We start from the raw sequence: 22751 nt of genomic DNA, 5'->3' as shown, positions 1-22751 counted from the left end.
AGTCTGGCGACAGAGGCGGGCTGGAGATAGCCTCAGCCCTAATCGTCCATAGCTGCGGCAGCTGAGCCCGGGCCGTAGAAGGTGATCGGGCTACAGGGTCAAGGACTGGGGATTATTTTCGATCATGTTGGCCAGGTCTTTCAAGAAGGCGGCGGCATCGGCCCCGTAAATCACGCGGTGATCGCAGGTAATGTTGACCTGCATCTGCCGCTTGATGCCCATCAGACCGTCAGCCGTTGCCGCTACGGTGGGACGGGAGGCCCCGATCGCCAGGATGGATCCCTGTCCCGGCGGTAGGATAGCGTCAAAGCGATCGACCCCAAACATGCCCAGGTTCGACAGGGTAAAGGTGCCCGAGCTATACTCATCAGGCTGAAGCTGCTTGGAGCGCGATCGCTCCACCAGGTCGCGCCAGGTACGGGAGAGGGAGTAAATATCGTACTGATCGGCATTTTTGAGGACCGGGGTAATCAGTCCCCCCCCCTCCATGGCTACAGCGACCGCAACATTGATACCGGATCTGTACTGAATGCCTTGGTCGGTGTAGGCCGCGTTGAGTAGGGGATTCTTTTGCAGCGTCACGGCCACAGCCTTGGCCAGCAGCCCGGTCATGGTCACCCCCTTAGATTTAATCTGCTTGTAGAGGGCGTCAAGGTTGTCGGTGGTAATGGTGTAGCCCACGTGGAACGTCGGCACCGCCAGGCTAGCGACCATGTTGCGCACCACGGCCTGCTGGAGGGTGTTGAAAGGCACCACTTGGCCCAGGGGGGCGGAGCTGGGAGCCGGGGCAGAAGCAGCAGAAATAGAGGGGGCTACAGCGGCTAGGGGAGTGGCTACCGGACCTGCGGGAGTGGGGGTTTTGCCCGCCGCCAGTTCGACATCCTGGGCCACAATACGGCCGTGGGGGCCGCTGCCCTGGAGGCCGGCCAGATCTACTTTGAGATCCTTGGCCAATTTGCGGGCGCGGGGGGAGATCACCACTCGACCGCTGCTAGCCGCAGCGGCGCCGTTTTGGGTGGCGGGGGTGGGCGCTTCAACCACAGCCACGGGGGCCGGAGTGGCAGTAGCCGGTTCCGCCGATGGAGAAGCGGAACCGGCTTTGGCCGCCGCCTGCTGCTTGGCCGCTTCTACTTCAGCCTCCGTTTCGGCGAGGAGAGCGATCGCCTCTCCCACCGGGGCCGTACCGCCTGCTTCTACGACAATGGCCGCCAAAATGCCCTCGTGGAAGGATTCCACATCCATATCGGCCTTATCAGACTCGACAATCACCACGGTTTCACCCTTTTCCACCCTGTCACCGGGGGCTTTGACCCAAGACACAATCTTGCCTTCGGTCATGGTCGAGCTCAGGGCGGGCATGAAAACTTCGCGAATCATGGAGGTGGCTTCCGAAACAGGGCAAAAACAACAGAGCAGCAGAGATGCCAAGGGTTTATTCTATCCCCAAGGCTGAACCCTCAGAACGTGGAACCTTAAAACCTGCGAACGTCCTGGGCTTAGAGTTCGCCGCGAATTTCTTGAATCACGCCGTCTTTAATTAAAATTTCGACCTGGAGCTTGCGCACCAGATTGTCGCCCACCGACACGTTGAAGAAGCTCTCGACTTTGCCCTGCTCAACTTCGGCATCGATCGCCAGGGTCTGCACTTCCTGAAGCTGTTGAAGACTTTGGTTTTTTTGCTGGAGCAGCTTGCTTTTGTCTTGGTTGAGCTGGTTTTGAATATTGCCCATCTGCTGCTGAATGGCGGGGCTGGCGGGCTGGGTTTCGGCCTGCTTTTGCAGTTCGGCTACCATGCGCTGGCCCTGCATTTCGAGCTGTTGCAGGCGACCGTCGACTTGATTGATCTGGGCTTGCAGCTGTTTCTGGGCCTCTTCTTTCCAAAGGGGAGTCACAATGGCCTTAATGTTGACTACCCGCTTGAGCAGCAACGACTGATTCTCATCCATAATCTTCGACTTAGTAAAGAAATTACCAATACCGACTACGGCCCCTGGGGCCTGTGGCCGGACTCTTCTTCAGCGCGCCGCCGCAGGTTAGTGAAGTCTTTACACGCCCCGCAGCTACACAAACATCGCGTCAATCATATCGCGATACCGAGCCGTAACCACGGGGCGGCGCACTTTTAGGGTTTGGGTCAGCAGGCCGTTTTCAATGGCAAACGGCTCCAGGATGAGACGAAAGGGGCCAACCCGATCGTCGGGGCGATAGCCGGGACGATCTTTGACCTCGCGGCTGAGTTCATCGCGAAACAGCTTTTGCACCCGCTCGTCGTCGAGGGTAATGGCGGTGCAGTCGGCGGGGGCGGGGGTGTCATCCCCAGGGGCGGCCACAAAGAGTGCCTGAGCGGCGGCCCAGGCCTGTAGCGCCTCCAGGTTGGGAACGATCAGCGCGCCCAGCGATCGCTGATCCTGGCCCACCAGCATGATCTGATCGATGTACTTGCTGCGAATGCAGGCGTCTTCGATCGGCTGCGGCTCAATGTTTTCGCCGTTGGTCAGCACGATGGTGTCCTTGGCCCGCCCGGTGAGCACCAGGTTGCCGTCGCGGCTCATCCAGCCTAGATCGCCCGTGTCAAACCAGCCCTCGGGGTCAATGGCTTTGCGGGTGGCCTCGGGGTTGCGGTAGTACCCCTCCATAATTTGCGGCCCCCTCGCCAGCACCAGGCCTTGGCCTCCCTGGGGGAGTTCTTGGCGCGTTTCGAGATCTACAATCTTAATTTCCGTAAACGGAATTGGCTGCCCGGCGGCTCCCCGCAGGTTGCGCCACGGGCGGCGGGCCGAGAGCACCGGCGCCGTTTCGGTCAGACCGTAGCCCACCAGCAGGGGCACGCCGATGATCTCAAAAAAAATATCGATGTGGCGGGCCAGGGAGCCACCGCCGCTAATCAGCTGCTTTACCCGACCGCCAGTGGCCTCCCGCACCTTGCCGTAGACCAGCGCTTTGCCCAGCTGGTGCAGGGGCCACAGCACCAGCGCTACCAGACCAGACCCCAATCGTCTCAGGGTGGTCAGGTGGGGCTCGTCAAGTTTCATGTCCTGGTAGCGCCAGAGGTTTTCGACATAGCGCTGACTGAGGCCAAAGCAGGTGAAGATGAGCTTTTGCTTGCCGGGGCTTTGCTCGCGGAACTGCTTCTGCGCTCCTTCGTAGATCGACTCCCACAGGCGGGGCACCCCCACCATGTACTGGGGTTTGACCGTTTTGAGATCGGTTTTGAGGTGGCGAATGTTGGTATAGGTCTGGGTGCAGCCGCGGGACAGCAAAAAATACTCGGCGGTGCGCTCAAAGCTGTGCCACGACGGCAAAATGCCGATCACCTGGTCACCGGGTTCGGGCTGCACCACCGACTCCAGGGTGTTGATCTGGTGCAGCAGGTTGCGGTGGCTGAGCATTACCCCCTTGGGCTGCCCGGTGGTGCCGGAGGTGTAGATCAGCGTGGCCAGGTCTTCGGGCTGGATGGCGACTGGGGTGTAGGGGCGATCTTGCCCCAGGGCCATGAGCTGGCCAAAGTTGAGAATTTTGAGGCGATCGTCAGCCGGTGGTTCTTCGTCCGACAGCAAAATGACCAGGCTGATCGGTAGGGCATCGAGCCGGTCCCGCAGCAGCTTCAGCAGCGCCGCGGTCTCCACGATAAGCACGGTGCTCTCGCTGTGCCCCGCGATGTAGAGCAGCTCTTCTTTTTCGGCGGTGGCGCTGCGCACGGCGTTCATGCCCCCGGCGGTCATAATGCCCTGGTCGGCAATAAACCAGCGGTGGCTGTTGTCGGCAAACAGCGCCACGTGGGTGCGATTTTCAACGCCCAGAGCCTGTAAACCTCTGGCAAAGGTGCGGATGGCCGCCGCCAGCTGCCGATAGGTAAGGGTAGTGGCAGGCTTGTAGTGAGGGTCGTGGAGAGCCAAGGTATCGCCGTATTGCTCGGCCACCATCGGCCAAATTTCGTGGAGAGCCTGGAGCTGTTTGTAGGGATTGTTGGCCTCTAGGCAGGCGCGATCGCGCTGACGCACCTCTTGCAACGCAGTTGTCGATACAGGCATACCGGCCACCCAAAAAATTTAATTTAAAAAAGCTTGCGGTCATCCTACCGCAGCCTGGCCTCAACCTAGCCCTAAAGCCGATCGGGCTTAACAGACATCCTTCCAGAAATTGAACTGGCTGGAGGATGCCCGCAGGGGCGATCGCAAACCTTCAGAATGTATTCAGTTCAACGTGAGCAGCTTTTATTTTTGGCAAAGCAAAATATTAGAAGGTCAGGGAATTCATGCCCACCTGCTCAACCGTCCCCCGTTCTGTCTTCGGGCCTAGTCAGGCCCAACGCCCCATGTTATGCACCTCTTGCCACCACAAGCCCCACTGTTTGGCCGCTCAGCTGGCCCAGGGAGACGCGGCGCTAGATCAGCTGCTGCGCCAGCTCAAGCGCTGTAGTCTGCGCCCCCGCCGCACCCTTGGGCAGCAGATCAGGGCCTTCTGGCATGCCTTTTGGGTCACTCTGCCGTGGGTACCAAAGCGCTAGGCTAGTCAGACGCCTTGAAAACGGTCTCATCCGCCTGACGCCAGGCGGGATCGACCAGACAAATAAACACCAGCGGCTGGTCCCCTGTGTTGCGAATGTACTGGCGCGCCTGGGGCGGGATGTAAACTGCATCGCCTGGCTCAACCGGGCTAATTTCGTCATTGATGTGCATTTCCCCCTGTCCGGACAAAATGTAGTACACCTCGGAGGTAGTAAGCGCGTGGGGGACCGACACCTGGCCTACTGGCACCACTGCGTGCGCCAGACTGTAGCGCAGGGAAACGGCCTGCCGGTCGGGATGCAGCAGCTCGCGCAGCTGGGTGCCGTCACCAGCAATAAACTCAGGGCAGTCAAGCAATTTACGGATTAGCATAGTGAGTTGGCACGACAGAGCGTCATCAGAACGTCCCAGACCCTGCGGGCCGAGCTAGGCGGAGGGAGGTTCTGCGGTCGGGTCGAGGGAGCTGGCGTTTTTTTTCGCCATCATAGCCTCAATGGCAGCGGGCGACAGCGGCCGAGAAAACAGAAAGCCCTGGCCCAGTTCGCACCGCAGGGCCTTGAGCTGGGCGTGGTGGCGGGAGGTTTCAACCCCTTCGGCGACCACATCTAGGCCCAGATTCCAGGCTAGGCGGACCACCGACTGCAAAATCTCTAGCTTTTCAAAGTCTTGATCGGCATTTTCGATAAATGAACGGTCAATCTTCAAGCAATCAAAGGGAAAGCGATGCAGGTAGCTCAGGGAGGAGTAGCCTGTGCCAAAGTCGTCCACCAGCAGCTTAATGCCCAGCGCTTTAATCTGCGCCAGGGTGGCGATAATGCTGTCGGAATGGTCAATGAGTACGCCTTCGGTGATTTCAATTTTGAGCCGATTGGCGGTAAACCCTGTTTCGGCCAAAATTTCCTGAATTCTCTCCACCAGGTTCGGCTGGGAGAACTGCTTACTCGACATATTGACGCTGACCGTAAAGTTGGCCATGGCCGGAAATTCTGTGGTCCACAGGTGCATCTGGCGGCAGGCTTCGGCCAGCACCCACCAGCCCAGGGGAATAATAAGCCCGGTCGCCTCGGCAATGTGGATAAATTCTCCCGGCATGAGTAGCCCTCGGGTGGGGTGCTGCCACCGCACCAACGCCTCAAAGCCGCAAATCTCTTCGTTGTTGAGGGTGACAATGGGCTGGTAATGCAGCCGCAGTTCGTTGCAGATCAGGGCCTGGCGCAGGTCTATCTCGGTTTGCAAGCGGAGGTCTTGCTGCACCTGAAGCGAGCTATCGAAGACGTGCCAAGCTTGGTCAGGGTTACTTTTGATCTGACACAGGGCGATGTCGGCATCGCGCAGCCAGTCGCCAGCGCTTTCGTAGGCGGCGGGGCCGAGGGCAATGCCGATACTGGCATCTAGGTACACCTCCTGGTGGTTGAGAAAGAACGGTTGGGCGATCGCGGCGTGAATCTGCTCGGCCAGATCAACGGCGGCGCTGCTGCTGGCAACGTCCTCCAGCAGGATCGCAAACTCGTCCCCGCCGAGGCGAGCCAGGGTGGTGTTGGGGCACAGCTGCGATCGCAGCCGGGTGCCGACTTCAACCAGCAAATTGTCGCCCGCCTGGTGGCCCAGGTTGTCGTTAATGGCCTTAAACCGATCGAGATCGATCAGGAGCAGCGCCATGGAGACCTGGGGGTGGTCCTGGGCGCGGGCCAGGGCATAGCTAAGGCGATCCATGAGCAGATAGCGGTTGGGCAACCCGGTGAGGAGATCGTGAAACGCCTGCTTGAGCAGGCTGTCCTCATGCTGTTTGGCCCCAGAAATGTCTCGCAGGGTGAGCAGCGCGGCGGCTCCCCCCACCGTCGACAGCGGCTCTCCCGTCACCGTCACCCAGCGGGTGCAGGGCGGCGAACTGATCACCAGCACAAGTTCTTCGGCTTGCACATGCTGGCCCCCCAGCACGCGGCCCAGGGGAAGATCAGCGGCGGCAAGGGGGCGGTGCTGGCAATCCAGCACCTGGTACGCCGACGACTTGCCCTGGCCCCCTAGGCCCGCTATTCCCCCCGGTAGCAGCGCTTCAGCGGCGGTGTTCGTAAACAGGAGCGCCCCTGCCGCATCCACTACAATCACCGCGTCCGGTAGGTGGTTCAGGGCGGCGAGGTATAGCTCGGCATCTATCTTGGCATCGGGGCAGGGGGGCTGTGACATAGAGCCTAGGGGAAAAATGGTACGGCCCGGCATAGACTTGGGCGATCGCGGTTCGCAGTCGATAGGTTTAGCTTGCCCAAAATGCCAGCTGAGTGGCACCTTAGCTGACGGCTGGGAAACGGGCTCCGGGGGGGCAGTAGCCACTGGGGCACGGCTTTAAATCTCGACTTTAGCAACTTAAGATAAAGTGCTGTAAAGGACATGTGAGCCGTCAGGAAGTTACCCGGTGGCGGTGGTTCAGGGCCGCCCCTCAGGGCCTACACTAAAGCTGGTAGATCAGGGTTGCGAGTTGAGTCATACAGACGGATTTAGAAGCCAGGGGCAAAGCCCTGTTGGAATACTGGTTTGAGCATAGTTTAGGACGTATGGGGCCGCAAACAGGTCGTCTCCACAGCGCTGCGACGAGTTGATTGAGTCCGTGGTTCAACACCAGGCTGACGAAGGCATTTTGGGCAGCATGGAGCAAACACTACTAGGGGGTCGGTACCAGGTTGTCCGGCGGCTGGGGTCGGGAGGGTTCAGCCGCACTTTTCTAGTGACCGATTTACACCTGCCCAACCATCCCCGCTGCGTGATCAAGCAGCTCAAGGTGCAGGACAAGGACACCGGCACCCTGGATATGGCCCGCCGCCTCTTCGATACCGAGGCGCGAGTGCTGTATCAGCTGGGCAACCATCCCCAAATTCCTGCCCTCATGGCCCACTTTGAGGAAGATCAGGAGTTTTATCTGGCCCAGGAATATATAGAGGGCAGCCGCCTCAACCGCCAGATTGAGGAGGGCAAACCCTGGTCCGAGACTCGGGTGGTGCTGCTGCTGCAAGAGGTGCTGGAGATACTGTCCTTTGTGCACCGCCAGCAGGTGATTCACCGCGACATCAAGCCCTCGAACCTGATTCGCCGCCACCGCGACGGCAAGCTGGTGCTGATTGATTTTGGGGCGGTCAAGCAGGTGACGTCCTCTCCCCTGCTCGATGCCGAAACCGGAGCCACCAACATTACCGTGGCCATTGGTACCCATGGCTATATGCCCAACGAGCAATATGCCGGCAAGCCTCGCTTTAGCAGCGATGTTTACGCGGTCGGCATCCTCGGCATTCGGGCGCTGACGGGCCTGCACCCCCAGAAGATCGAAGAAGACCCGGTGACCAGCGAACTAGACTGGCGGCAGTATGCTCCGATGGTGTCGTCGTCGCTGGTGGCCGTGCTCGACAAAATGGTGCGCTACGACTTCCGCGATCGCTATCCCACCGCCCAGGAAGCCCTAGAGGCCCTGCAAAACTTGCCCAACCCCCTGCACGGGCTGGTCGGCACCCAAATCTATCAGACCTGGATGAAGGGAGCCAACGGTCGAGGACCAACCTTTCCCGACGAGGACAGCAACACCGCCGTTGGCCCCACCGAAACCTCAGAGCCTACCGCCTTTGCCGACGACCAGGATTCAACCTCCCTGTTTCCCGTGGGGCTGGCCTACGGCAACGGCAACGGCAGCGCTGCCGGAACCCTACCCCTGATTGCCGATGCTCACGTGCCAGGGTTCCGGCGCTATCCCCGCCGCCAATCGCTGGTTATCGGTGGGTGCCTCGGGGCGCTGACAATTGGTCTGGTACTCTGGCGCAGCGGTCTAACGATCGCCTTCGAACTCAACGGTGCGGGGCATATGATTCCCTTTCAGATGGCGACGGTGCCGTCGCTGACCACCGATTTGGGCCGGCTGCTGCCCCCCGAGGAAAAGGCGGCCTTCTTGACTCGCCAGGGCGATCGCCTGCTGGCCAAAGGGCGCTATCCCGACGCCCTGTCCACCTACAACGACGCCGTAGCCAGCCAGTCAGAGTACGCGGCGGCCTATCTGGGCCGCTGTAAGGCGCTGATTGCGCTCAAGCGCCCCCTCGAAGCCATTGCCGCCTGCGACGATGCGCTGGCCTACAGCACCTATTACCCCGAGGCAGTGCGCAGCAAGGGCAATGCCGAAGAACAGCAGGGCAAACTGCTGGCCGCCCTGACCCTGTACGAAGACACCAATCGCCTTATGCCCGCCATGTTTGAGGCCTGGCTAGACCGGGGGCGGGTGCTGCAAAAACTGGGGCGCTCGGCCGAGGCCATTGCCGCCATCGATCAGGCGATCGCGCGCAACCGCGACTCAGCTGAGGCCTGGACCGTTCGCGGCGAGGCCACCTGGTCCCTGGAGCGCTACGACCAGGCCATCATCGCCCTCGAAAAGGCCCTACAGCTCAACCCCGACTACGCCCCCGCCAAGGAACTGCGGCAGAAGGCCCGCCAAACCCTGGGGCGCTAGGGCAGGGGGTCAGTCGGCCAGTACGTCGATGCGCACCTCGGTTTCCAGGCTGGAGCCGACCCGGCTGCCCTCCTGGGTGCTGCCGTGAATGGGCAGCGTTTGGCTGGGGAAGGGACTGGCGACTAGGGCGATGTGGCGATCGCTGACAGCCAGCCCGTGGGTGGGATCAAACCCGCGCCAGCCGCCGCCCGGAACATACACCTCAGCCCAGGCGTGCAGGTCGCGCTCGACAACGGTGCGATCGCCCTCTTCGTAGCCGCTGACAAAGCGAGCCGCCAGCCCCACCGCCCGGCAGGCTTCCATGAACAGCACCGCAAAGTCGCGGCAGCTGCCCAGCTTTTTGGCCCAGGTAAGTCCTCCGGGCCAGGGGGCGCCTGTGTCTCGGGTGGTGTAGTCACAGGTTTCATAGATGTGAGACGCCAGGGTGGTTAAAAACAACCCGACATTGCCGTCAGCGCCATGGGCCATCCCCTGGGCCAGGTCTATGACCCCCGCCGCAATAGGATCGCGATCGGAGCTGAGGTAGGGGAGCAGCGCCGTCCGCACGGTGGTCGGATAGTCTACCGGCAGGGTTGTGGCCCAGGGTTCGGCCAGGTAGTCAAAGGGGTTAGAGCGGTAGGTTTCGACTTCAGCGGTGGCTACCAGGGTCAGCTGCTCGGTTGGATTAGACTCAAACCAAAGCCCCAGAACGCTGTTGCCCTCTAAATCAGCGATTGCCGACTGCTGTCGGGGGGTAGGGATCACCTCCAGATCAAAGCTCAGCAGCTGTTGAGCGCCGTCGCTGCGGGGGCGCAGGCGGACAACGTGTTGGCGCAGGGTAACCGGCTGCTGATAGCGATACGTCGTGAGATGGCGAATGTGATAGCGCATAGAGCTGAAAAACCTGGCGGGCGGCAGTGTAATCAAGCCTGGGGGGGCTATCCGGCGATCGAATGGGGCGTTTGACCTCTTCCAGAGAGTTTTAATTTATACTCCTGAGTTGAATTAACGGTATCAGACCCTTGGCCTCAGCCCTGTAGCTAAATTGCCCGTCGCTTCCACGGCCTTGCCTTGCCCTCAGTCTGGGGTGGCCAGTTCTTGCCAGTTCTTGATAAATAGCCCCAGCCCAAAAGCTTCCAGAATGTTTCGGCTATTTTTTGTTTTCCAGATAACAGTTTGCCAACTGTGATGATCCGTTAATGACAGAAAAACCTGGCCAGGATCCAGCTCTATCAATTTTAATTTTGTGAAACAAAGCCCTGCTTCTGTTCCATCTGGCGAAATAAATGACTCGTTGATTTCACTGAGACTGCTCTATCCAACGGCGGGGATCACCCGCCCTCACATGATCCCAAGGTTAAGCATTTATAAAATAAGGTTGCACCTCCCATAAATCAGCGTAATAATAAAAGCCACGGGGAAAGCAGTTATTTAATCTGCAACTTTAATCAATAGCTCTCGCAGTGAAGTAAACCATTGCGAGATTCTTTTTGGCTAAAACGTTTCCATAGACCCACAGATAATATCTCTGATTTATTCCATCAAAAAGCTGCCGGAGTCATAAAAATGATTGGTCATTCGCAACAAGTTCACTGTCCAAACTGCGGTCATCTGGCCGAGAGGCATCACATCGAGCCTGACCAGCTGGTGCGCACCCAGTGTGCCGCCTGTGACTATCTGATGATTACCTGCGCTCGTACGGGCAAAGTAATTGAAGCCTACGCCCCAGGGCTGTTTGCCACATCGGCCTGCTAGGGGCCGCAGCGGCGGTACTTGCAGCTTTTATGCTCAAACATTGCCCTCTCTTGCGTTCCTAAAGCCTGCGTCCTCAAGGTCTCCTCCCTCAGGCCGGGCTTGCTCAATCTAAACCTCCCCGGCAGGCCTACAAGGCAATGTCGGGGAGGTTTGTCTATGGGGTTGGCCCTAGCTGAGTTGATATAGTCAAGCCAGCGCTACGGTGCAGGATGGTTCGCCAAGGACAGGCTTAGCTATGGATCTTATGCTTCGAGAATGTCGGCTCCCTGGGGGGGAACTGGTCGATATTGGCCTAGGAGAGGGTGTAATTGAGGCCATAGAACCCCGCCTGGCCGCTACCGCCGCCCGGGAAATTAACGTGGCGGGCAAACTGGTCAGCCCGCCTTTCGTGGAATCCCACATCCACCTCGACTCGGCGCTCACGGCTGGGCAACCCCGCTGGAACAAGAGCGGCACTCTGTTTGAGGGCATTGAGATCTGGCGCGATCGCAAGCAGTCACTCAGCCTAGAGGATGTCAAGGCGCGGGCGATCGCCACCCTCAAACTCCAGGCCCAGCAGGGGGTGCTGTTTGTGCGCAGCCACGCCGATGTCAGCGAGGCTAACCTGAGCGCTCTCAAAGCGCTGCTAGAGGTGCGCGACACCGTCAAAGACTGGATCACTGTGCAGGTGGTGGCCTTTCCCCAGGACGGACTCTACGGCAGCCCCGGCAATCTGGATCTCATGGAAGCAGCCCTGAAACTGGGGGCCGACGCGGTAGGTGGCATTCCCCACTACGAAATGACCCGCGAAGACGGGGTGCAGTCGGTACACCGTATTTTTGAGCTGGCCCAGCACTACGATCGCCTGATCGACATCCACTGCGACGAAATCGACGATGACCAGTCGCGGTTTTTGGAGGTGGTAGCCGCCTGTGCGGTGCGATCGGGCCTGGGATCGCGGGTGACCGCTAGCCATACCACCGCGTTTGCCTCCTACAACAATGCCTACGCCTTTAAGCTGATGGGGCTGCTGTCCCGAGCCGACATTAACTTCATCGCCAACCCGTTGATCAACATCACCCTCCAGGGGCGCACCGACACCTATCCCAAGCGGCGCGGCGTCACCCGCGTCAAAGAACTCTGGCAGCAGGGGCTGAACGTGAGTCTGGGCCACGACTGCGTGCAGGACCCCTGGTACAGCCTGGGCTCTGGCAACATGCTGGATGTCGCGTCTATGGCGGTGCATGTCTGCCAGATGACCGGACAGGACGAAATCGTCGCCTGCTACGACATGATTACCACCAACGGGGCAAAAACCCTGGCTGTTCAAGACGCCTATGGCCTGGAAGTAGGCAAGCCCGCTAATTTAATCGTGCTCGATGCCGACAGTCCCTACGAAGCGATTCGCCGCACTGCCACGGTGACCCACGTGTTCTCGCGCGGAAAATTGCTGGTGCAGACCCAGCCCGCTGAGGTGACCTGGCAGAATGCGCACGAGGGGTAAGAAGAACAAAACAGCTTTGGCCCTAGCTTTGTCAAACTTTAGTTTGTAGGCTGGGTGGAGCGCTAGCAGAACCCAACAAAAGCTTGCTGCTATTGGGTTTCACTTCGTTCCACCCAACCTACGCGAACCCTAATTTTTAGGTTTGACGCTGCGCTAGGTGGGGAGTCAGTCTTGAAACCCTCTCGGATCGCCGTAGGCCAGTGGTCGCGCCGAGACGACTTTGGGGTTCTTCGAAGGCAGATTTTTGCAGAATTCTAAATTTTTCGACGTGAATAATAGCCTTGGCTATTAGGATGCTGGTGATACGTGATGGGAAGAAATCCATGAGATGGCAAGGCTTAACCGTTGGATTGTCAGCGCTGGGGTTGTCTGCTCTGGTAGGATGCATGGCCCCAGGGCCCAGCCCAAATTCCAGCCCAGGGCCTAGCCCAACTCCGGGCGGCAGTTCAGGGGGCAGCTCCACCAGTGGCTCCATGCCAGATACCCTGCTGGAAGCTCACAATCTTTACCGTTTTGAAGTTGGCGTACCACCGCTGGAGTGGTCGGAAAGCCTGGCCGCCTCTTCCCAAACCTGGGCCGACCACCTGGCATCTACAGATACCTTTGCCCACAGCAATGCCGATGGCTATGGAGAGAACCTGTGGAAGGGCACCGCTGGGGCTTACTCCCTAACTGAAATGGTGAACTCCTGGGGAGACGAGAAAGAGTACTTCATTCCGAATGCGGCCTTTCCAAACCTCTCCACAACCGGCAGATGGACAGACGTGGGGCATTACACCCAGATTGTTTGGAGAGACACTACAGCGGTGGGCTGCGGCTTAGCCACCGGCAGCGGTCAGGACGTCTTGGTATGCCGCTATTCACCGCCTGGCAACTACCAGGGGCAAAAGCCTTTTTAAGGGCTTGAATCTGAAGCCTGATTGGCTGACAAAAGTTCTGATGTAGGTTGGTGTTGAGCGAAGCGTTCGCGTAGCGTCTCTAGGGGAGAAAACCCAACTCCAGCAACGGTTTTGTTGGGTTACGCTAACGCTAACCCAACCTACGGCAGTATAAGGGTTTCAAGGGTTTTGTCAGTCAACCAGATCTGGAGCTTAAACAACGACATCCAGAGCTAGTGAAAATAAGACGCGCCATTGATGTCAAAGGTGGCACCCGTCGCGTGGGGAGCCAGGCCCGCGATTAAAAATGCCACCAGGTTAGCAATGTCCTGGGGGTCTGCCGGGGCACCCATGGGAATGTCGCGGGTGACGTAGTCGGCCCCCTTTTCCGCCATCACCTGCTCAATGCGATCGGTGCGCACGAAACCAGGCGCGATCGCGTAGGCCCGCACCCCATCCTGGGCAAACCCCTTGGCCAGGCTGCGGGTGAGCCCAATTACCCCTCCCTTAGAGGCGGCGTAGGCCATAAACTCTGGCCCATCCCCCCGAAACGCGGCCCGACTGGCTAGGTTGACAATCTCACCGCCGCCCTGAGCCTGGAAGTGGCCAATTGCCTCCCGGCACAGATCGGCCATGGCAATCAGGTTGACCTGGAGCGTGTCTTGCCAGGCCGCTGACCAAAGTTCCCAGGCATCGGTGATGGTGGCGGCAGGCATAGTAGCCGCGTTGTTCACTACGGCATTGATCTCCCCTCGCCAGCCCAGGGCCTGCCGCCACAGCCCAGGGGCCGCTCCCGGCACGGCCAAATTAGCCTGCACTACATGAATGCGATCGCCCCCCAACTCGGCGGCGATCTGCTGGGCTTCGACCTCTCCCTGGCTGTAGTGAAGCGCGATCGCGGCCCCGGCCCCGTGGAGAGTGCGGGCGATCGCAGCGCCAATGCCCCGCGATCCACCCGTCACCAATACCGTGCTGCCCCGTAAGTCGATTAAGGTCATACACCATTGTCGCTAGTGGTTAAGCGCCCAAACTATTGCCATCCGGCTCACCCCCCGAATCGCAGAGGATAGGGCATCCATAGACAATCTACAGCGAGGATTATGTCATCCAAAATGTAAATAGTATTGCAATATTTGTTTACATTGCGTTACAATAAAGGTGCAGAAGAAACGGAGAAAGCTTATGACCACTAGAGGTTACACCACCGAAGATGGCGGTCGTCTCAACAACTTTGCCGTCGAACCCAAGGTTTACGTCGATGACAGCCAGCAGTTCGGCTTTAACACCTATGCCGAAAAGCTCAACGGTCGCTTAGCCATGATCGGCTTCGTTTCTGCTGTACTGTTCGAAGCGGCTACGGGGAATGGCATCGTCACTTGGCTGACTAACCTGTAGGTGACTGCCGCAGGTGCTGTTGCAAGACAGCGACATTGAGCGATTAAATCGCAACCAGTGAAAAAAGTTATTGTTTCCGGACCACGCCTCAAAAAATCTATGTTACGTTAAGTAACAGGATATTGATTTCGCCCCTCTAATCATTTAGGAGATATCCATCATGGAAACCAACGAAAACAAGTTCGGCTTCGTAAACTTCGCAGAAACCTGGAACGGCCGTCTGGCTATGCTGGGCTTTGTAATCGGTGTCGCTACTGAGTTTCTGACCGGACAGGGCATTTTGTCTCAGCTCGGCATCATGTAGTCATCTACCATTAGACAATTGAATAGTGAAAGGGGGGTGAGCAATCGTTCATCCCCCTTTTTAGTTGCTGTGGGGTGATGGGCGTTTATTGAAGTGAGCCAATGAACTCAACCACCGCCAAGCCAAAGTCCTTGCCGAGCAGGCCGAGGTTTATCTGAGTCATCGGATGACTTTGGCATAGAACTAGGGAGTTCGCTTCCCTGCCTGTGGAAACGATTCAATCTGGCGCTTCGATTTGGGGGCAAAATCCCTAGGACGTGCCCTCAATGGTGGCTAAAATCCTGATTCCCCCAGCATTGTCACGCCCGACTCAAAAAACAGGCTAGGGGCTGTAACCGTTGATTTTTGGGCCATCAGCAACTAATCGATGACAGCCCCTAGAATGGTAATAGTTCACAAATGCGTTTGGCAGATACAACCTATGGAAACCCTTGCCCTTACCCCTCCTAATGTGGAGCAGGTCTTAGATGAGCTGCGACCCTACCTGCTTGCCGACGGCGGCAATGTCGAGCTAGTCGAAATTGACGGTCCGGTCGTAAAACTTCGCCTTCAGGGGGCCTGTGGCTCCTGCCCTAGCTCTGCCATGACTCTGCGCATGGGCATCGAGCGCCGCCTGCGTGAGTTTATCCCTGAAATTGCCGAGATCGAGCAAGTTTTTTAGGACGGCTGTTGACCTGTGGCCAAATCTCTCGGTGACGGTGCGCGGCACCTCAGCCGGGGGATTTTCTGTTTTTGCTGATATCCTATTTTATTGGCGAAGGGTTGGCCCGTTTTTGGGGTTAATTTCTCGGTGGGTAGCGTTTAGGGGATTGCTGTGCTCGACTTAAGGCAGATACGGGAAAATCCGGAGCGGGTACAGGCGGCCCTGGGGAAGCGAGGGGTCTATGATCTGACGCCTTTGCTAGAGCTAGACCAGCAGCAGCGCAAGCTTGAGACGGCGCGATCGCAGCTCCAGGCCCGCAGCAACGAGATTGGCAAACAGGTCGGCCAGACCATCAAAGCCGGTGCCGCCCCCAACGGGCCAGAAATCACCGCCCTCAAAGGCGAGGGCAACCAGGTCAAGGCCGAGCTGCAAACCCTGGAACCCCAAGAGCGTGAGATAAAGGCCCAGATCGACGACATTTTGCTGGCTCTGCCGAACCTGCCCAGCGAGTCAACCCCAGTCGGCAAAGATGAAACCGAAAACGTCGAGGTGCGCCGCTGGGGCGATGAGTATCTGCCCCAGCAGCCCGCCAAACCCCACTGGGAAATCGGCGAAACCCTGGGCATTCTGGACTTTAAGCGCGCCGCCGAAAAAATTGCCCAGAGCCGCTTTGTAGTGCTGATGGGGGCCGGGGCAGCGCTGGAGCGGGCGCTAATTTCCTTCATGCTCGATCGCCACACCAAGGCAGGGTATGCCGAAGTTATTCCCCCCTACCTGGTTAACTCGGCGGCGCTTACCGCTTCGGGTCAGCTGCCCAAGTTTGCCGAAGAAAGCTTCCAGTGCCGCAACGACGACCTCTGGCTCACCCCCACCGCCGAGGTGCCCCTGACCAACCTGCACCGCGACGAAATTCTCGGTGCCGACCAGCTGCCCATTCACTACTGCGCCTATACGCCCTGCTTTCGCCGCGAGGCGGGCAGCTACGGCAAAGATACGCGGGGCCTCATTCGTCTGCACCAGTTCAACAAAGTGGAGATGTACAAGTTTGTTCACCCCGACCATTCCTTTGATGAACTGGAGGCCCTAGTCGGTGATGCCGAAGATATTTTGCAGCAGCTGAAGCTGCCCTACCGGGTGCTGGCCCTCTGCACTGGCGATCTGGGCTTCTCCAGCTGCAAAACCTACGATCTAGAAGTGTGGATGCCCTCCTCCGACAGCTATCGAGAGATCTCCAGCTGCTCAAACTGTCTAGATTTTCAGGCTCGCCGCGCCAACATCCGCTTTAAGGAAGCCGGGCAAAAAGGGACCCAGTACGTCCACACCCTCAACGGCTCGGGGCTGGCGATCGGGCGCACTATGGCCGCTATTCTAGAAAACTACCAGGAAGCCAACGGCTCGGTGCGCGTGCCCGAGGTGCTGCAACCCTACCTCAACCGGGAGTACCTGTAGGCACCTGCTACATCGGAAAGCGGTACACAATGGCCCCGGTGTCTGACACATCGAAGGAGGCATTGAGAAATTTAGCTTTTTGGTCTAGAAATTCCTTAGAGTCTTCCAGAGACATCTCAGTCTCGGTGGCAAACTGAATCACAGTCAGGCTCCCTTCGTGGGCATGGAGAATCTTCAAAAAAAGCTGCTCCTGCTGCTGCAGCAATGCCTCAGACGATTGCTGCTGGTTCTGGCGCAGGTCTTTAACCAGCCAGGCGCCCAGGGCCGTGGAGGGTAACCCAAAAAATGCCAGCGCTGCGCCTGCGCCCGCGCGCTGTTCGGCATCGGTGGCAGGGTTAACAATATCTACGATCGCCCACAGCGTAATCGGCAACCCAATCAGCAGGAAGAACCCTGCTAACGCTTGCTTGACCATTCTCATAGGCCGTCCTCAATGGTTTCACCCCGATTGTGGCAGTAAATCGGCGCGTCGTCTCGTTTGTATGGGCAATGGTAAAGCTAGCGTTGCTTGGCAGGGGATGATGAGTTTAACCTGGGTTCGCAAACAACTGCTTCAGCACCGCCAGACGGGAGCAGTCCCAATAGTCGATGTGGGAGATAATCTGGCCGTCTTCCCCCAGCCCTAGCTCGCTGCGACCGGGAATGCTCATGGCCGGATGCCAGGGCACCGGAGCGACCCAGTTTAGGGTCCAGCGGGTGTTGATTTGGGTGGGGCTGGCATACTCTATGGCGTGGAGCTGAAAGTCTATCTCCTGAAACCAGCGATCGATGAAGCCAATCATGCGCCGGTAGCGATCGACGCCGCGAAACTGGTTTAGCGGGTCTTTGAAGTACACGTCATCGGCGTACAGCTGATAGCTCTGGTCTTTGGGGAAGCGCTGGTAGTCGAGGCGGAGTTGTTCGAGGATATCCATAGAAGCGGCGCGCCTGGAGAATGCAGTGGCTACATCAGTCTTCGTTCACTATGTCATTTATAAAAGCTTCGCGCTCTGCTTCGGTCATGGCACCCCAATTAAGGCCACGCTCTTGGGCGACTCTTCTGACTCTCTCAGCTCCGTAGCTAGATAGCGAGTCCCAGGTACTCCACTGCTGGAGTATTAGATATTTGAACAATTCCGCCTGCTGCTGAGGGGGAAGCTGCTTGAGAAGTTCAATAACTTGCTCGTTGCTGATGGTTAGGGTTGCCATTTTGTTCAGCCTCCTTTGCGTAGATCTTGTGGCAGAGTATCTGCCATGCGTGGCGTGAGGTTGCTGTCTTTGAGCTTGTTTAATCTTTACTAAAGCCTTTTTTGTCTAGTTATCAGCGTAAAGTCATTTGACCGCATAATGGATAAAATTTAACAAATCTGTCTATGATGCCAATGTAATGCATCATCACTTTAGAGTCTGCTATGCATTGTGCAGGTAGCTCAAAGCACCATGCTGATAAAACTCATTAGTCATCCCATTTTCCCTTTCATCAGATAGTACACTAGTATATTGTCGTAAATGGTAAAGCGAGGTATGACTGCTGACATCCATGTCATGAAGCTGAATAGCAGATTAGGTTCTTCATCTATAGAACGCTTGATTAATCCAGCAATAGATTGACCCTGTAAATCCTTAAACTGGAAGGCTCCTCTTCCATCTCCAAAGTTTATTATTTCTCCTCGATCTAAGAGAAAAACAGCATCGATCTGTTGCCAAACTTCCAAATCGTGTTTTTTATTAAACTCTGATATTCTCTTAAGCATTGAGTCCAAGTTTATTTGAGATTCAAATGCGAAAAGAAAGTACGGCCTCTTCTCAACAAATCGCTTAATATCTGACAAGTTAGAGTGAATGGTCATCCCCTTAGACAATTGCAAGCTTAGTTTCTTATACCTTAAGCAGTTACTTAGAATCGCTTCAATATCTTTGCTGGCCAAAACACTTTTCACTTCACCACAACATGCGACTCCTTCGATAAAATAAATACTCGGCTGGCTGAGATCGTTAATATACGGATGATATGAGTTAGTCATTATTATATCTAGTTGGCTTGATATTTCTCCACCACTATCTATTACTTCTCCTTGACCAATTCTGTGATCTAATGGAAAGTAAGCTCTCAAAAAATCTCTAATTATCTGTTCAACGTTTGATCCTTTATTACCTTGGTGTTGATGAGTCGATCTAATTTCTTCTAGCTTTAATTGAAATTGCTTTTGTACAATAGAAAAGCGCTGAACTAATCTCTCGTTTGGCATGAATAATCCTCCAAAGTCTATATCTCATATAGCGAATCTCTACACTTCTTGAATTAGAAGATATACAGCTTCAAGTTATCCCGCGCTCCAACGTGGAGACGTCCTTCTAAACGCTCAAACGTTGTCTCAGTCTGGGTACTGGAGCGCCATGAAAAACATTCTCACACTCTGAGGGGAGGATGACTTCCCCGTTCCATTCTCCCAGCTTACATTCCCACATATTCCTGAAGCGACTTCACCTGGAGGGGGTGCTGTTGTAGGGAGCCGATCGCAGCGGTAGTCGCCTTTGCCCCGGCAATGGTGGTGATGATCGGTACCTTGTAGGCCAGGGCCGTGCGGCGAATGGAGCGATCGTCTTCGAGCGCGGTGCTGCCCGCCGGAGTATTGATGATTAGCTGAATTTCGCTGTTTTTGATCGCGTCTTCGATATTGGGGCGGCCTTCGTGGACTTTGAGAATGAGGTCTACGGTTAGGCCTTCATCCATGAGGGCGGCGCGGGTGCCGGAGGTGGCGATCAGCTTGAGGCCCAGGCTGGCTAGGTCTTTGGCAACGGGGATGACGGCGGCCTTGTCGCGATCGTTCATGGAAATGAAGACGGTACCCGTGAGGGGAATTTTTTGGTTGGCCCCCAGGGCAGCTTTGGCGAAGGCTTTGCCAAAGTCGGCGTCGATGCCCATGACTTCCCCAGTGGACCGCATTTCGGGGCCGAGCAGGGCGTCGGTGCCCGCAAATTTGTCGAAGGGCAGCACCGCTTCTTTAACAGAGATATGGTTGGGAATCACCTCTTCGGTGAAGCCCAGCTCCGCCAGGGTTTTGCCCGACATGACGCGCACCGCCAGCTTGGCCAGCGGGTGGCCGATCGCCTTGGAAACAAAGGGCACCGTGCGCGAGGCGCGGGGGTTGGCCTCAATGATGTAGACCTGGTCGCCCTTGACGGCAAACTGAATGTTCATCAGGCCGATCACGTTGAGGCGCTTGGCCAGCTTGATCGTCCAGTCGCGGATGGTGGCCAGGGCAGCGGGGGGTAGAGTCATGGTGGGCAGCGAGCAGGCCGAGTCGCCGGAGTGGATGCCCGCCTGCTCAATGTGCTCCATGATGCCGCCGATGACGACCTGGCCCGTGTGGTCGGCGATCGCATCCACATCCACCTCGATCGCGTTCTCCAGAAACTTGTCGATGAGAATCGGGTGGTCGGGCTCGACCAGCACCGCGTAGGTCATGTAGCGCTCCAGGTCGGCGTCGGAGTAGACGATTTCCATGGCGCGACCGCCCAACACGTAGCTGGGCCGCACCACGACGGGGTAGTCGATCTGCTGGGCCACCTTGAGGGCGTCTTGGTAGCTGCGGGCCATGCCGTTGGGGGGCTGAAGAATGTCCAGCTCGCGCAGAATGGCCTCAAAGCGTTCGCGGTCTTCGGCGGTGTCGATGGAGTCGGGGGAGGTGCCCCAGATTTGGGTTGGGGGATGGATGGGTGGATGGGCGGATGGGTCGGCGGCGGGGAGGGAGGCGAGGTACTGCTGGAGGGGGACGGCGAGCTTGAGGGGGGTTTGGCCGCCGAACTGAATGATGACGCCGACCGGGTTTTCGGCCTCGATGATGTTGAGCACGTCTTCTTTGGTGAGGGGCTCAAAGTAGAGGCGATCACTGGTGTCGTAGTCGGTAGACACCGTTTCGGGGTTGGAGTTGACCATGATGGTCTCAAAGCCGTCGTCGCGCAGGGCAAAGGAGGCGTGGCAGCAGCAGTAGTCGAACTCGATGCCCTGGCCGATGCGGTTGGGGCCGCCGCCGAGGATCATCACCTTGGGGCGATCGCTGGGCAACACCTCGGTTTCGTCTTCGTAGGTGGAGTAGTAGTAGGGGGTGAAGGCCTCAAACTCTGCGGCGCAGGTGTCAACGGTTTTGTAGACGGGGATTACGCCCAGGCCTTTGCGGTAGTCGCGCACGGCGTCTTCGCTGGTGCTTGTGGCGTAGGCAATCTGGCGATCGCTAAAGCCCTGGCGCTTGATCGCCCGCATATCGTCGTAGGTTAGCTCGGTCAGTTTCGTGCGCTTGAGGAATTTTTCGGTCTTCAGCAGGCCGCAGAGCTGGTTGAGAAACCAGGGGTCGATGCCGGTGAGCTGGTAAATATCGTCGATCGCCAGGCCCAGCTGCATGGCGTGGCGCAGCTCAAAAATGCGATCGGGGTTGGGGGTGCGCAGCTTGGGGCGAATTTCGTTGAGGCTGGGCAGCTTTTCGGCGCGATCGCAGCCCCAGCCCGCCCGGCCAATTTCGAGCGATCGCAGCGCCTTCTGGAACGACTCCTGGAAGGTGCGCCCGATCGCCATCGCTTCGCCCACCGACTTCATCTGCGTCGTCAGCGTGGTAGAGGTGCCGGGGAATTTCTCGAAGGCAAACCGGGGAATTTTGGTCACCACGTAGTCGATGGTGGGCTCAAAGCTGGCCGGGGTCTTCTTGGTGATGTCGTTGGAGATTTCGTTGAGGGTGTAGCCCACCGCCAGCTTGGCGGCGAATTTTGCGATCGGAAAGCCCGTCGCCTTAGAGGCCAGAGCCGAACTGCGCGACACCCGGGGGTTCATCTCGATGACGATGTACTCGCCGTTGTCGGGGTTGACCGCAAACTGAATGTTCGAGCCGCCGGTTTCCACGCCGATCTCGCGGATGATCTTGACCGAGGCATCGCGCAGGCGCTGGTACTCTTTGTCGGTGAGGGTCTGGGCCGGGGCCACGGTGATTGAGTCGCCCGTGTGAACCCCCATGGGGTCGAGGTTTTCGATTGAGCAGATGATCACCACATTGTCGGCCAGGTCGCGCATGACCTCCAGCTCGTACTCCTTCCAGCCCAGCAGCGACTGCTCGACGAGAATCTGCGATACGGGGCTGGCGTCGAGGCCCGATCGCGAGATGGTCTCAAATTCTTCCTGGTTATAGGCAATGCCGCCGCCCGTGCCGCCCATGGTGTAGGCCGGGCGAATGATCAAAGGAAACGTGCCGATCTGCTGGGCAATTTGCTTCGCCTCATCCATGGTTTCGGCCAGGCCCGACGGACACACCGGCACATTGATGCGGGCCATCGCCTCTTTAAACAGCTTGCGATCTTCCGCCATTTCAATTGCTTCCAGCTTGGCCCCAATCAGCTCTACGCCGTAGCGCTCTAGCACCCCGGTTTTGGCCAGGGTCACCGCCAAATTTAGCGCCGTCTGTCCGCCCATGGTGGGCAGCAGCACGTCGGGACGCTCCCGCTCAATCACCCGCTCCACAATTTCGGGCGTCAGCGGCTCGATGTAGGTGCGGTTGGCCGTCTCCGGGTCGGTCATAATCGTCGCCGGATTGGAGTTGATCAGCACCACCTCGTAGCCCTCTTCCCGCAGTGCCTTGCAGGCTTGAGTGCCCGAATAGTCAAATTCACAGGCCTGGCCAATGACGATCGGGCCAGAGCCGATCAACAAGATCTTTTGGATGTCATCACGGCGAGGCATAGGCTGCAGGGGTGCTTACGAAAAATCCAAATCATTCTAAGGGGTATTCGCAAGATCCGTTTGCCCAGGTTGAGGCGATCGGGCAGGATTAGCCGAGGCTGCGGGCTAATGTCAGCGTTTGTTGAATTTAAGCAAAACTCCCGGAGTGGGGCGTGGGGGAGTGGAGGCGTGGGGGC

The 22751-nt window shown here is 57.6% G+C and carries 21 protein-coding genes; 9 read left to right on the top strand and 12 right to left on the bottom strand.

The features are described 5' to 3' along the window. Positions 1 to 90: 90 nt before the first annotated feature. The 3 genes from LEPTO7104_RS0118110 to LEPTO7104_RS0118100 all read right to left on the bottom strand — a co-directional run bounded on the left by LEPTO7104_RS0118110 (position 91) and on the right by LEPTO7104_RS0118100 (position 4031). The gene (locus LEPTO7104_RS0118110) at positions 91 to 1377 is read right to left on the bottom strand and encodes a dihydrolipoamide acetyltransferase family protein (RefSeq protein ID WP_017299998.1); all 1287 of its coding nucleotides are present in this window, start codon (positions 1375 to 1377) and stop codon (positions 91 to 93) included. 119 nt (positions 1378 to 1496) lie between these two features. Continuing rightward, positions 1497 to 1946 (bottom strand): YlqD family protein, encoded by a 450-nt coding sequence (locus LEPTO7104_RS0118105; RefSeq protein ID WP_017299997.1) that lies wholly within the window; start codon positions 1944 to 1946, stop codon positions 1497 to 1499. Positions 1947 to 2060: 114 nt separating this feature from the next. Next, positions 2061 to 4031, bottom strand: coding sequence for an AMP-binding protein (locus tag LEPTO7104_RS0118100; RefSeq protein WP_040695531.1), 1971 nt, complete (start codon positions 4029 to 4031; stop codon positions 2061 to 2063). A gap of 284 nt (positions 4032 to 4315) precedes the next feature. Here LEPTO7104_RS0118100 and LEPTO7104_RS34430 point away from each other — a divergent pair, with 284 nt between their 5' ends. Continuing rightward, positions 4316 to 4507 (top strand): hypothetical protein, encoded by a 192-nt coding sequence (locus LEPTO7104_RS34430; RefSeq protein WP_040695529.1) that lies wholly within the window; start codon positions 4316 to 4318, stop codon positions 4505 to 4507. A gap of 1 nt (position 4508) precedes the next feature. Here the strand turns inward: LEPTO7104_RS34430 and LEPTO7104_RS0118090 are convergent, their stop codons facing one another. Then, entirely contained in the window at positions 4509 to 4880 is a 372-nt protein-coding gene (locus LEPTO7104_RS0118090) for a cupin domain-containing protein (protein WP_017299994.1), read from the bottom strand. Between the two features lie 54 nt (positions 4881 to 4934). Then, on the bottom strand, positions 4935 to 6692 hold the full coding sequence (locus LEPTO7104_RS34425) for a putative bifunctional diguanylate cyclase/phosphodiesterase (RefSeq protein WP_196358130.1): 1758 nt from the start codon (positions 6690 to 6692) through the stop codon (positions 4935 to 4937). Between the two features lie 418 nt (positions 6693 to 7110). Here LEPTO7104_RS34425 and LEPTO7104_RS0118080 point away from each other — a divergent pair, with 418 nt between their 5' ends. After that, positions 7111 to 8985: a protein kinase domain-containing protein gene (locus tag LEPTO7104_RS0118080; protein ID WP_225887010.1), complete on the top strand. Its 1875-nt coding sequence runs from the start codon at positions 7111 to 7113 to the stop codon at positions 8983 to 8985. A gap of 9 nt (positions 8986 to 8994) precedes the next feature. On the opposite strand, the gene LEPTO7104_RS0118075 is transcribed toward LEPTO7104_RS0118080, so the two are convergent. After that, a complete protein-coding gene (locus LEPTO7104_RS0118075; RefSeq protein WP_017299991.1) occupies positions 8995 to 9855 on the bottom strand; it encodes a transglutaminase family protein in 861 nt (286 codons plus the stop codon). Between the two features lie 675 nt (positions 9856 to 10530). Here LEPTO7104_RS0118075 and LEPTO7104_RS0118065 point away from each other — a divergent pair. The 3 genes from LEPTO7104_RS0118065 to LEPTO7104_RS0118050 all read left to right on the top strand — a co-directional run bounded on the left by LEPTO7104_RS0118065 (position 10531) and on the right by LEPTO7104_RS0118050 (position 13101). Beyond that, positions 10531 to 10719 carry a hypothetical protein gene (locus tag LEPTO7104_RS0118065; RefSeq protein ID WP_017299989.1) on the top strand — a complete coding sequence of 63 codons (189 nt, stop codon included), beginning with the start codon at positions 10531 to 10533 and terminating at the stop codon, positions 10717 to 10719. 235 nt (positions 10720 to 10954) lie between these two features. After that, positions 10955 to 12202: a cytosine deaminase gene (gene codA, locus LEPTO7104_RS0118060; RefSeq protein WP_017299988.1), complete on the top strand. Its 1248-nt coding sequence runs from the start codon at positions 10955 to 10957 to the stop codon at positions 12200 to 12202. A 473-nt stretch (positions 12203 to 12675) separates the two neighbouring features. After that, positions 12676 to 13101 (top strand): CAP domain-containing protein, encoded by a 426-nt coding sequence (locus LEPTO7104_RS0118050; RefSeq protein ID WP_017299986.1) that lies wholly within the window; start codon positions 12676 to 12678, stop codon positions 13099 to 13101. A 212-nt stretch (positions 13102 to 13313) separates the two neighbouring features. Here LEPTO7104_RS0118050 and LEPTO7104_RS0118045 read toward each other — a convergent pair whose 3' ends face one another. Next, positions 13314 to 14078, bottom strand: coding sequence for an SDR family NAD(P)-dependent oxidoreductase (locus LEPTO7104_RS0118045; RefSeq protein WP_017299985.1), 765 nt, complete (start codon positions 14076 to 14078; stop codon positions 13314 to 13316). 184 nt (positions 14079 to 14262) lie between these two features. On the opposite strand from LEPTO7104_RS0118045, the gene LEPTO7104_RS0118040 reads away from it, so the two are divergent. The 4 genes from LEPTO7104_RS0118040 (at position 14263) to serS (ending at position 16871) form a co-directional block, all read left to right on the top strand. Then, positions 14263 to 14475 (top strand): chlorophyll a/b-binding protein, encoded by a 213-nt coding sequence (locus LEPTO7104_RS0118040; RefSeq protein WP_017299984.1) that lies wholly within the window; start codon positions 14263 to 14265, stop codon positions 14473 to 14475. Between the two features lie 160 nt (positions 14476 to 14635). After that, complete coding sequence (locus LEPTO7104_RS0118035) at positions 14636 to 14779, top strand: chlorophyll a/b-binding protein (protein WP_017299983.1); 144 nt, start codon at positions 14636 to 14638, stop codon at positions 14777 to 14779. 421 nt (positions 14780 to 15200) lie between these two features. Next, positions 15201 to 15440 (top strand): NifU family protein, encoded by a 240-nt coding sequence (locus tag LEPTO7104_RS0118030; protein WP_017299982.1) that lies wholly within the window; start codon positions 15201 to 15203, stop codon positions 15438 to 15440. Between the two features lie 153 nt (positions 15441 to 15593). Continuing rightward, entirely contained in the window at positions 15594 to 16871 is a 1278-nt protein-coding gene (serS, locus tag LEPTO7104_RS0118025; protein WP_026072829.1) for a serine--tRNA ligase, read from the top strand. 7 nt (positions 16872 to 16878) lie between these two features. On the opposite strand, the gene LEPTO7104_RS0118020 is transcribed toward serS, so the two are convergent. The 5 genes from LEPTO7104_RS0118020 to carB form a co-directional block, all read right to left on the bottom strand. Beyond that, entirely contained in the window at positions 16879 to 17292 is a 414-nt protein-coding gene (locus LEPTO7104_RS0118020; RefSeq protein ID WP_026072828.1) for a hypothetical protein, read from the bottom strand. Between the two features lie 106 nt (positions 17293 to 17398). Then, positions 17399 to 17785, bottom strand: a complete 387-nt coding sequence (locus LEPTO7104_RS0118015) for a C6orf136 family protein (protein ID WP_017299979.1) — start codon at positions 17783 to 17785, stop codon at positions 17399 to 17401. Positions 17786 to 17819: 34 nt separating this feature from the next. Then, a complete protein-coding gene (locus LEPTO7104_RS0118010; protein WP_017299978.1) occupies positions 17820 to 18059 on the bottom strand; it encodes a ferritin family protein in 240 nt (79 codons plus the stop codon). 251 nt (positions 18060 to 18310) lie between these two features. Further along, positions 18311 to 19099, bottom strand: a complete 789-nt coding sequence (locus LEPTO7104_RS0118005) for a DUF6602 domain-containing protein (protein ID WP_155523684.1) — start codon at positions 19097 to 19099, stop codon at positions 18311 to 18313. Positions 19100 to 19305: 206 nt separating this feature from the next. Next, entirely contained in the window at positions 19306 to 22575 is a 3270-nt protein-coding gene (carB, locus tag LEPTO7104_RS0118000) for a carbamoyl-phosphate synthase large subunit (protein ID WP_017299976.1), read from the bottom strand. Positions 22576 to 22751: the final 176 nt, after the last annotated feature.

The sequence above is a fragment of the Nodosilinea nodulosa PCC 7104 genome, from assembly GCF_000309385.1.
Classification (GTDB): Bacteria; Cyanobacteriota; Cyanobacteriia; order Phormidesmidales; family Phormidesmidaceae; genus Nodosilinea; species Nodosilinea nodulosa.
This window is presented reverse-complemented; position numbering and strand designations above follow the sequence as displayed.

Bases quoted from the DNA above. Each gene is read 5' to 3' on its own strand.
- codA (WP_017299988.1), top strand. From the start codon at position 10,955: ATGGATCTTATGCTTCGAGAATGTCGGCTCCCTGGGGGGGAACTGGTC.
- LEPTO7104_RS34425 (WP_196358130.1), bottom strand. From the start codon at position 6,692: ATGTCACAGCCCCCCTGCCCCGATGCCAAGATAGATGCCGAGCTATAC.
- LEPTO7104_RS0118075 (WP_017299991.1), bottom strand. From the start codon at position 9,855: ATGCGCTATCACATTCGCCATCTCACGACGTATCGCTATCAGCAGCCG.
- LEPTO7104_RS0118030 (WP_017299982.1), top strand. From the start codon at position 15,201: ATGGAAACCCTTGCCCTTACCCCTCCTAATGTGGAGCAGGTCTTAGAT.
- LEPTO7104_RS0118110 (WP_017299998.1), bottom strand. From the start codon at position 1,377: ATGATTCGCGAAGTTTTCATGCCCGCCCTGAGCTCGACCATGACCGAA.
- LEPTO7104_RS0118010 (WP_017299978.1), bottom strand. From the start codon at position 18,059: ATGGCAACCCTAACCATCAGCAACGAGCAAGTTATTGAACTTCTCAAG.
- LEPTO7104_RS0118065 (WP_017299989.1), top strand. From the start codon at position 10,531: ATGATTGGTCATTCGCAACAAGTTCACTGTCCAAACTGCGGTCATCTG.
- LEPTO7104_RS0118105 (WP_017299997.1), bottom strand. From the start codon at position 1,946: ATGGATGAGAATCAGTCGTTGCTGCTCAAGCGGGTAGTCAACATTAAG.
- carB (WP_017299976.1), bottom strand. From the start codon at position 22,575: ATGCCTCGCCGTGATGACATCCAAAAGATCTTGTTGATCGGCTCTGGC.
- LEPTO7104_RS0118015 (WP_017299979.1), bottom strand. From the start codon at position 17,785: ATGGATATCCTCGAACAACTCCGCCTCGACTACCAGCGCTTCCCCAAA.
- LEPTO7104_RS0118035 (WP_017299983.1), top strand. From the start codon at position 14,636: ATGGAAACCAACGAAAACAAGTTCGGCTTCGTAAACTTCGCAGAAACC.
- LEPTO7104_RS0118050 (WP_017299986.1), top strand. From the start codon at position 12,676: ATGCCAGATACCCTGCTGGAAGCTCACAATCTTTACCGTTTTGAAGTT.
- LEPTO7104_RS0118045 (WP_017299985.1), bottom strand. From the start codon at position 14,078: ATGACCTTAATCGACTTACGGGGCAGCACGGTATTGGTGACGGGTGGA.
- LEPTO7104_RS0118020 (WP_026072828.1), bottom strand. From the start codon at position 17,292: ATGAGAATGGTCAAGCAAGCGTTAGCAGGGTTCTTCCTGCTGATTGGG.
- LEPTO7104_RS0118040 (WP_017299984.1), top strand. From the start codon at position 14,263: ATGACCACTAGAGGTTACACCACCGAAGATGGCGGTCGTCTCAACAAC.
- LEPTO7104_RS0118100 (WP_040695531.1), bottom strand. From the start codon at position 4,031: ATGCCTGTATCGACAACTGCGTTGCAAGAGGTGCGTCAGCGCGATCGC.
- LEPTO7104_RS0118090 (WP_017299994.1), bottom strand. From the start codon at position 4,880: ATGCTAATCCGTAAATTGCTTGACTGCCCTGAGTTTATTGCTGGTGAC.
- LEPTO7104_RS0118005 (WP_155523684.1), bottom strand. From the start codon at position 19,099: ATGCCAAACGAGAGATTAGTTCAGCGCTTTTCTATTGTACAAAAGCAA.
- LEPTO7104_RS34430 (WP_040695529.1), top strand. From the start codon at position 4,316: ATGTTATGCACCTCTTGCCACCACAAGCCCCACTGTTTGGCCGCTCAG.